This is a genomic window from Streptomyces sp. NPDC058662 (assembly GCF_042716255.1).
Taxonomy (GTDB): domain Bacteria; phylum Actinomycetota; class Actinomycetes; order Streptomycetales; family Streptomycetaceae; genus Streptomyces.
This window is the reverse complement of the sequence record NZ_JBHXRU010000165.1, coordinates 1-8,295: the sequence shown is the minus strand read 5'-3', so window position 1 is coordinate 8,295 and position 8,295 is coordinate 1. Positions and strand designations below refer to the sequence as shown.

The 8,295-nt window shown below is 72.6% G+C and carries 6 protein-coding genes; 3 read left to right on the top strand and 3 right to left on the bottom strand.

Annotated features, from left to right (window positions below; translation table 11 throughout):
- Positions 1-1,067, bottom strand: a 1,067-nt coding sequence (locus ACFWUQ_RS30485) for a sigma-70 family RNA polymerase sigma factor (RefSeq protein ID WP_384544474.1), incomplete at its 3' end; no start/stop codon positions are given.
- A 370-nt stretch (positions 1,068-1,437) separates the two neighbouring features.
- Entirely contained in the window at positions 1,438-2,211 is a 774-nt protein-coding gene (locus ACFWUQ_RS30480; RefSeq protein ID WP_384544472.1) for a TetR/AcrR family transcriptional regulator, read from the bottom strand.
- A 340-nt stretch (positions 2,212-2,551) separates the two neighbouring features.
- Here ACFWUQ_RS30480 and ACFWUQ_RS30475 point away from each other — a divergent pair, with 340 nt between their 5' ends.
- Complete coding sequence (locus ACFWUQ_RS30475; RefSeq protein ID WP_384544470.1) at positions 2,552-3,970, top strand: NAD(P)/FAD-dependent oxidoreductase; 1,419 nt, start codon at positions 2,552-2,554, stop codon at positions 3,968-3,970.
- 134 nt (positions 3,971-4,104) lie between these two features.
- Positions 4,105-5,889 carry a SpoIIE family protein phosphatase gene (locus ACFWUQ_RS30470; protein WP_384544468.1) on the top strand — a complete coding sequence of 595 codons (1,785 nt, stop codon included), beginning with the start codon at positions 4,105-4,107 and terminating at the stop codon, positions 5,887-5,889.
- Between the two features lie 75 nt (positions 5,890-5,964).
- Here ACFWUQ_RS30470 and ACFWUQ_RS30465 read toward each other — a convergent pair whose 3' ends face one another.
- Complete coding sequence (locus ACFWUQ_RS30465) at positions 5,965-7,251, bottom strand: MFS transporter (RefSeq protein ID WP_384544476.1); 1,287 nt, start codon at positions 7,249-7,251, stop codon at positions 5,965-5,967.
- Positions 7,252-7,376: 125 nt separating this feature from the next.
- Here ACFWUQ_RS30465 and ACFWUQ_RS30460 point away from each other — a divergent pair, with 125 nt between their 5' ends.
- Positions 7,377-7,913, top strand: coding sequence for a MarR family winged helix-turn-helix transcriptional regulator (locus ACFWUQ_RS30460; protein WP_069921218.1), 537 nt, complete (start codon positions 7,377-7,379; stop codon positions 7,911-7,913).
- Positions 7,914-8,295: the final 382 nt, after the last annotated feature.

The window sequence follows — 8,295 nt, the reverse complement described above, 5'->3', positions numbered from 1 at the left end:
GCCCCCGACCCCGCGGCCCCGGCCGCACCGGCGGCCCCCGCCCCGCCGGACGCGGCCGCCGCGGCCCCGGCGCCACCCGCGGCGACGGCCCCTCCGGCGACCGCCCCGGCCGCCTTGGCCGCGTACCCGGCGGCGAACCAGCCGATGACCGCGACCGGAAGCAGCGCGGGAATCCCCGCGTTGACGTCCTTGAGCTCCCCGGCGGCCAGCCGGCACTTCGCGCACTCCTCCAGGTGCTTGCGCAGCCCGCGCTCCGCCCGCATCCGCAGCCCGCCGCGCGCGTAGGCGCCCAGCCGGTCCGCGTACCGGGCGCAGTCGCCGCCCTCGCGCAGTGCCGAGCTGACATGGGCCTGCAAGTACGCCTGCTTGAGCCCCTCCCGGGCCCGGCCGGCGAGCACGGCGGTCGCGTTGGCGCTCAGCCCGAACAGCGGGGCGACGGCGCTCGGGGAGGACTCCTCGACGGTGGTGTGCCAGAGCACGGCCTGCCACCGCTCGGGCAGGCTGCGGAAGGCCTGCATGGCCAGCGACTGCTCCGCCTCGTGCATCGCCCGTACGTCCGCGCCGAGTTCGAGCGTGTCGCCCCCGGACAGGCCGGACAGCGCCCCGCTGACCTCCGCCTCCGTGGCCGCTTGCTCCGCGAAGACGGCGAAGTCCTCGACGAGCTGCTCGCGCCGGGCCGTTCTGGCCCACGCGGCGGCGACCCTGCGCACGGTGGTCAGCAGGTAGGCGCGTACCGACTGGTCCGGCCCGGCCCCGCCGCGGACCGCCTGCAGGGTCCGCGCGAACACCTCGGCGGTCAGGTCGTCGGCGGTGTGCCCGTCACGGCAGCAGGTGCGTGCGTAGCGCCGTACGGCGTCGCAGTGCCGACGGAACAGCTCCTCGTACGCGGCGTCGTCGCCGCCCCGCATCCGGGCGACCAAGTCCCCGTCGGACGGCGGCAGCTCACCACCGCCACCACCGGCGGCGTGCCGACCGCCCCGCTCGCGCTGAGCCGGGACCTGCCGGGCGGGCGGGCTGCCCGCGCCGACCTCGCCGCCGAATGGCTCTTCCCGCCCGTCAACGCTCATCGCGGCAGCCCCCGCAGGACACACTCGACCGGTACACCGATCCAGCGTGTCACACGGCGGTCCCGCTCCCGGTCCCCGCGCACGGCATCCACCCGTCCGGGCACACTTCGGCGAACCGCCGTGCTACGAACGGGCCGTGGCCGGACGGAACCCACCGGGGCACGACCGACCGCCCACCACCCCCGACGGTGGAACCCGGACCCCGCCGAAGCCCCCGGCCCGCCCCGCACCAACACCAGGGCAGGGGCACGACCAACCGCGCACCGCCACCGGGGCAGGGGACGGACCCCGTCGAAGCCCCCGGCCGGCCGCGCACCGCCACCAGGGCGGGGCGCGAGCCGTCCGGTGCTGCCCGGCAGCGGCCCGGCACTCACACCGTCCGGGAGCGCAGCCCTTCGAGCAGGATGTCGAGCAGCCGCGTGGAAGCCGCCGCCTGCTGCGCCGGGTCCGGCAGCGCGGGCGCCGCCGTCGCTATCACCAGCAGGACGTCGGCCACCGTGACGTCGCCCCGCAGCTCACCGGCTTCCCGTGCCCGGTCCACCAGCCGCCCGACGACCTCCAGCAGCGCTCCCGCTCCCGCGTCGTCCGAGGGCTCGTCCTGCACGGGCGTCCGCGCGCCCACGACCCGCAGGTCGGGAGCGCCGCCGTTGACGGCCCCCTGTCGCTGCTGCGGCACCCGCGCCGCCGGCGCGTCCGGGCCGCCCTCCTCGCCCGCCGTCCGGACCCGCAGCACCTGCGGCGGCAGCAGCCGGCCCGCGCCCGAGGCCACGGAGGTGCGCAGGAAGCGCGACAGGGCCTGCCACGGCTCCTCCTCCTGGCCGAGCGCGGTCCTGGCCTGCTCGGTGAGCCGGGCGGTCTCCTCCTCGGCTATGCGCCGGACCAGGACGTCCTTGCTCGGGAAGCGCCGGTACACGGTGCCGACACCGACCCGCGCGCGCCGCGCCACGTCCTCCATCGGAGCCCCGTAGCCCAGCTCGCCGAAGACCTCGCGGGCCGCCCGCAGCACGTGCTCCAGGTTGCGCTGGGCATCGACCCGCAGCGGCGTGGACCTGCCTACGCCGTGCGTCGTGCCGTGAGCCATACCGCGAGCGCCGCTCTCGACCGAGAGCGCTGTCGCAGAACCATGGAAATCGGAAATGTTCATATGTTTCCCCCGGTAATCATTTGTCTCCCCCCGGAGACACTCCCCGCCTTCGTGCCGAGGGGGCCACGGTCATGTGGGCCCGGTCATACTCCTCGACGAGCTACGAACATAGTTGAGCCAGAGTCAATTCAGAAGAGGCAGCCCCGGACGGAGCACCGCCCGATCGGAGCATCCGCCCCCACTTTTTCTTCACAAGCCACCGGAAGCTCCCCTTCCGCACACTCTGACCTGCAGATTGACACTCCCACCCGCCGTCCGGTTCAGCCCTGCCCCAGCACCACCACCGGTCACACAATGTGTCAGGGCTGTGGACAAACTCCCGGCCACGTTGCGTCATGGGATGGTGAAGGCTGCTAACTCCCGGGGCACGGACCCCGGTACCCCGCCCCGTACACGCATCCTGGTCGTCGGCGGCGGCTACGTCGGCATGTACACAGCCCTGCGGCTCCAGCGAAAGCTGAGAACCGGCGAGGCCGAGGTCACGGTGGTCACCCCCGAGCCGTACATGACCTACCAGCCCTTCCTCCCCGAAGCGGCGGCCGGCTCGATCTCCCCCCGCCACGTCGTCGTCCCGCTGCGCCGCCTCCTCACCCGCTGCCGCATCGTCATCGGCGAGGCCGAACGCATCGACCACGCCAAACGCACCGCGACCGTCACCACCCTCGCCACCGACGAGGAGGGCGCCGGCCCCGTCGAGATCGCCTACGACGAGCTCGTCCTCGCCCCCGGCTCGATCTCCCGCACCTTCCCCGTCCCCGGCCTCGCCGAGTACGGCATCGGCTTCAAGACGGTCGAAGAGGCCATCGGCCTGCGCAACCACGTCATCGAGCAGATGGACATCGCCTCCTCCACCCGCGACCCCGCCATCCGCGACGCCGCCCTCACCTTCGTCTTCGTCGGCGGCGGATACGCCGGCGTCGAGGCCCTCGGCGAGCTGGAGGACATGGCCCGCTACGCCGCGCGGTACTACCACAACGTCAAGCCCGAGGACATGAAGTGGGTCCTGGTCGAGGCCAGCGACCGGATCCTCCCCGAAGTCGGCCCCGAGCTGGGCGTCTACACGATCCGCGAACTGCGCCGCCGCAACATCGACGTCCGGCTGGAGACCCGCCTCGAATCCTGTGAGGACCGCGTGGCCGTCCTCAGCGACGGCGCCCGCTTCCCCACCCGCACCGTCGTCTGGACCGCCGGCGTCAAACCCCACCCGGTCCTCGCCGCCTCCGACCTGCCGAGGAACGAGCACGGCCGACTCGTCTGCACCTCGTTCCTCACCGTCGAGGGCGTCGAGCACGCCTGGGCCGCCGGCGACGCCGCCGCCGTCCCCGACATCACATCCCCCGAGCCCGGCGTCGCCTGCGCCCCCAACGCGCAGCACGCCGTCCGCCAGGCCAAGGCCCTCGCCGACAACCTGCTCGCCGCCCTGCGCGGCGAAGTCCTCACCGAGTACGCGCACAAGCACGTCGGATCCGTCGCCTCCCTCGGCCTGCACCGCGGCGTCGCCCTCCTCTACGGCCGCAAGCTCAAGGCCTACCCGGCCTGGTTCATGCACCGCGCCTACCACCTCAGCCGCGTCCCCACCTTCAACCGCAAGATGCGCGTCCTCGCCGAATGGACCCTCGCAGGCCTCTTCAAACGTGAGATCGTCTCCCTCGGCTCCCTCGAACACCCCAGGGCAGAATTCGAACTCGCCGCGGGCGGAGCCCCCAAGGACCCCCCGCCCCGCCCCGCCCCCAACCCCCCGAAGGACAGCCAGGGCTGACGTTGTCAGTGCGGTCGGCCACACTGGACGTGTGACCATAGGTGGGCTCACACCTGCACAGAGTGACATCGTCCAGTGCGCGACCGCCCTGAGCGACACAGCGACCACTTGCGACACCACGAGGCCTGAACGCAGTGAACTTCACGCGCTGGAGCGCCCGGTTTCCCGGAACGCAGCGCCGCGCAGCCGCCCGGACCGAACACGCCGCCGCCCAGGCCAAGAGGGGTGAAGGCTCGGTCCCGGCAGCCCGCGGCGGCCGCGCCGACCCCGGAACCGACCGCTCCGCGCCCGCCGCCGGCCGCCCCGCCGACCCCACGGTCTCGGGCACCGGCTCCGGCACGGCCGCCTGCGCCGCCCCGCACCCGGCCGCACTCGCCGCCGCGCCCTCCCTCGACGAACTCTCCGTACGCGAGGTGCTCGGCCGCCTCCCGGCCCTGATCGCCCTCGTCCACGGCCCCGAGCACCGCGTCGCCTACGTCAACGACGCCTACACGGCCGGCTTCGGCGCCCGCCCGACCGGCGCCCCCGCCGGCGCGTCCCTGCCGGAACTCGGCGAGCTCGGCCTCCTCCCGCTCCTCGACCAGGTCCAGCGCAGCGGCAGGCCCCGTACCGCCAAGTACCGCACGGCCCCGGGCGGCGGCAGCACGTACACCGTCACCTGCACCCCGGTGGAGTTCCCCAGGACCGGCGCCGCGCACGACCCGGACCCCCACCGCACCGGCGTCCTCGTCCACCTCGCCGACGTCACCGACCACGCCGAAGCCGTCGAACGGCTGCGCGCGAGCGAGCGCCGCCAGCGCGAGGCCGCCGTCACCCTCCAGCGCTCCCTGCTCCCGCAGGAACTGGAACAACCCGACGACCTGATCGTCGCGGCCACCTACCAGCCCGGCGGCACCGAGGCCGCCGTCGGCGGCGACTGGTACGACGTCATCACCCTCGGCGCCGGCCGCACCGCCCTCGTCATCGGCGACGTCATGGGCCGAGGGGTCCGCGCCGCCGCCGTCATGGGCCAGCTGCGCACCGCCGTCCGCGCGTACGCCCGCCTCGACCTGCCCCCGCACGAGGTGCTCCAGCTCCTCGACGGCCTCGCCGCCGAGATCGACGCCAGCCAGATCGCCACCTGCGTGTACGCCGTCCACGACCCGAACGAGGGCCTGCTGGCCTACGCCTCCGCCGGCCACCTGCCGATCCTGGTCCGCGACGAGGACGGCACGGTCCGCCGCGCCGCCGACCCCACCGGCCCGCCCCTGGGCACCGGCGGCTGGCTGCACACCTCGGGCACCATCGCGCTGGGCCCGGGATCCACCGCCGTCCTCTACACCGACGGCCTCGTCGAGCGCCGCGGCGAGGACATCGACGAGGGCGTCGACGCCCTCGAACGCGCCCTCTCCGGCGCGCAGGGGACCCCCGCGGTCATCTGCGACCGCCTGATGCGCGCCCTCGGCGTGGACGCCGACCACGACGACGACGTCGCCGTGATGGTCCTCCAGCAGCCCGCCCGCACCGGGGCGGACGCCGAGCTCTTCCACAACGCCGCCCTGGACCTCCTCGGCGGCATCGAAGCGGCCCCGCGCGCCCGCGCCTTCGCCCAGGGCGTCCTCGCCTCCTGGCGCTTCCCGGTCGAGCTGTGCGACCTCGGGGTACTGGCGGCGAGCGAACTCGTCGCGAACTCCCTCCAGCACGGCACCCCGCCCATGCGCCTGCGGCTGCGCCGCACCGACCGGCGCCTGATCATCGAGGTCACCGACGGGGACGACCACCTCCCGCGCCGGCGCCGCGCCGAACCGGCCGACGAGACCGGCCGCGGCATCTCGATCGTCGCGACCATCGCCTCCTCCTGGGGCTCCCGCCGTACTCCGGGCGGCGGCAAGGCGGTCTGGTGCGAGTTCGCCCTCCCCGACCGGCAGCCGGACCCGTAGCCCGGCACGGCGTCGCACACGCGGAAGGCCCCGGTCCACCGGACCGGGGCCTTCCCCTCTCCCACCCGCCGTGCGCTACGCGGGGACGCGCTCGTCGACCGGCGCACCGGCGGCGGCCGGAACATGCCGGGCCACGACCCTGGACAGCGACGGGTTGTCCTGCTCCGGGCTCAGCTGCTTGCCCAGCCGCAGCGCGAGCCACACGATCCCCAGCGAGACCACCACGAAGATCCCGATGTAGAGCATCGGCACACCCGCGCCCAGCGGCACCCCGAGCGGACCCAGCGCCAGCGCCATCTGCTTGACCAGCGCGAAGGCCGAGTTGTACTGGCCCACGGAGCCCTCCGGCGCCAGGTCGGCCACGAGCGGGGCCAGAGTCGGCGACAGCATGGCCTCGCCGATGCCGAAGAGCGCGTACGTGGTGACGAACGCGGCGGCGGCCATCACGGCGCTGCCGTGTCCCAGCCCCGAGAACCCGGCGATGACCCACGCCACGGTCCAGATCAGGCCGACCAGCGCGATCACGCGCGACCGGCGCCGCTTCTCGACCAGCCGCAGCACGACGAACTGCGCGACGACGATGGCGCCGGTGTTGGCGGCGAGCGCGAAGCCCAGCGTGGAGGGGGAGATCCCGGCCGCTTCGGTACCGAAGGCGGCGAGACCCGACTCGAACTGCCCGTAGCAGGCGAAGAAGACCACGAAGCCCAGGACCAGCAGCTTCACCATCGCCTGGTGCCGCAGCAGCCGCTTCCAGCCGCTGCCCGCCCCGTCCGTGCCCCGGGGCACGGCGTCCTTGATGACCGGCGCGTGCGGCATCCGCACGGTGAGGATGACCCCGGCGAGCACCAGGAACATCACGGCCTCGATGCCGAACAGCAGGGTGAAGCTGCCGGGCCGGTTCTCGTCGACGATCTGCCCGCCGATGAGGCCCCCGATGCCCAGACCGAGGTTCTGCATGAAGAACTGCAGGGCGAACGCACGGGTCCGGGTCGACGGGGTGGAGCACCACACGATCATCGTGGCCAGCGCCGGCTGCATGACGGCCTGCCCGGCGCCCAGGGCCAGGGCGGACAGCAGGATCGGTACGAGCCTGCCGGAGAGCCCCAGCGAGAGCGCACCGGCCGAGGCGACGACGGCCGCCCCGACGACCACGGGGACGGGACCGCGTCGGTCGATGACCCGACCGGTGAGGGGCAGGGCGACCAGAGCGCCCAGCGCGAACGCCACGAACGCGGTCGTGGCGGCCATCGAGCCCAGACCGCGCACCTGCGCCACATAGATGTAGAGGAACGGAACCGTGAAACCGATGCCGAACGCGGTCAGCGCGTTCCCGGCCTGGATCCGCTGCATCGCGGCGCCCATCACCTTGGTCACTTCTCACCTGCCTTTGAGAGCTGAAGACTGAAGACTTCATAGCTAAAGTTCGATGCTTAACTCTACACATCGAAGGAGTTAGACGCCAATGGGCTCGTGCCATACTTCGACCCATGGGTGACACCCCCGACGGCACTACGCCCGTCCACGAGCCGAGCCTCGATGAGCAGATCGCCGTCTACCAGCGCGAGTTCCAGGACCTCGACCCCCAGGTCGAGAAGGTGGTGTCGGCGCTCAGCCGCCTGAACCGCCGCATGAACGTCGCGTACGGACGCCAGACCGCGGCCCTCGGCATCAGCAACGCGGAGTGGGAGGTCCTCAAGGCCCTCGTCATCTCCGGGGCCCCGTACCGGATGGGGCCGAGCGAGTTGGCGAAGCAGCTGGGCCTCACGCCGGCGGCGATGACCCACCGGATCGACCGCATGACCGCGGAGGGGCTGGTCACGCGGGAGCGGGACGAGTCCAACCGGGTCCGCGTCATCGTGGAGCTCACCGACGAGGGCCGCAGCAAGTGGCTGGACGCGATGCGCGCGGCGACGGTCTTCGAGGAGGACCTCCTGCAGGACCTCTCCACGGCTGAACGGGGCGTCCTGGGCGACATGCTCACGCGGCTCCTGGACCGCGTGGAGGACCTGCAGTCCCCCAGCTGAGCCGGGGGTTGACACCCGCCTCGCGGATCCGTAAGGTTCTTCGAGTTGTCCCAGAGTCGAAAGGTTTTGGCGACAGCAACTCCCGCCGCCTCGTTGCGGCACCCAACTCTGCACGATCTCCCACTGGGAATGAATTCGGCATGTCCGAATTCATTTTCGAAGGCCCGATTATGAGCCGCCGGGAAAATCCACTAGAGTTCGGGAGTCGGAAGGGCCCAACAGCCCCGAAGATAAACCCCGCTGACTGGGGGTCAGGCCCGAAAGAGTCTGATAGAGTCGGAAACGCAAGAACAGAACGAAACGAAGCCCGGAGGAAAGCCCGAGAGGGTGAGTACGAAGGAAGCGTCCGTTCCTTGAGAACTCAACAGCGTGCCAAAAATCA

What these genes read in the sequence shown, in the direction of transcription:
- ACFWUQ_RS30480 (WP_384544472.1), bottom strand. Translation starts at nt 2,211, where the DNA reads ATGAACATTTCCGATTTCCATGGTTCTGCGACAGCGCTCTCGGTCGAG.
- ACFWUQ_RS30465 (WP_384544476.1), bottom strand. Translation starts at nt 7,251, where the DNA reads ATGGGCGCCGCGATGCAGCGGATCCAGGCCGGGAACGCGCTGACCGCG.
- ACFWUQ_RS30475 (WP_384544470.1), top strand. Translation starts at nt 2,552, where the DNA reads ATGGTGAAGGCTGCTAACTCCCGGGGCACGGACCCCGGTACCCCGCCC.
- ACFWUQ_RS30460 (WP_069921218.1), top strand. Translation starts at nt 7,377, where the DNA reads ATGGGTGACACCCCCGACGGCACTACGCCCGTCCACGAGCCGAGCCTC.